1 pseudogene is annotated in these 398 nt (G+C 42.0%); it reads left to right on the top strand.

The window, feature by feature from the left end:
- Positions 1 to 398, top strand: a pseudogene (locus AB4486_RS24155) (restriction endonuclease subunit S); the annotation flags it as partial.

The raw sequence follows: 398 nt of genomic DNA, 5'->3' as shown, positions 1-398 counted from the left end.
AGTCGATACTGAGCGACTTGATCCTGAGTATTTGATGATGTGGTTTAGGCGTTCAGAGTTTGATCGATATGCTCGTTATATGTCTCACGGAACGGTGAGAGAGCTATTTGGTTGGCAAGAAATGTGTGATGTTGAGCTACCAATCCCATCTATCGAGAAGCAGCGTGAAATCGTGCGTGAATACAATGTGGTGAATGACCGTATTGCACTTAACGAGCAACTAACTCAAAAGCTAGAAGATACCGCTCAAGCTATTTACAAACAGTGGTTTGTTGATTTTGATTTTCCAATATCAAAAGAGTACGCAGAGTCAATCGGAAAGCCTGAACTAGAAGGCAAGCCTTACAAGGATTCAGGAGGTTCTCTTTGCTGGAATGATTTAATTGAAGGAGAACTCC

Source organism: Vibrio sp. 10N.222.55.C6, from assembly GCF_041473395.1.
Classification (GTDB): Bacteria; Pseudomonadota; Gammaproteobacteria; order Enterobacterales; family Vibrionaceae; genus Vibrio; species Vibrio crassostreae_C.
Note: the sequence above shows the minus strand (reverse complement) of the source record. Positions and strands in the feature narration are given on the sequence as shown.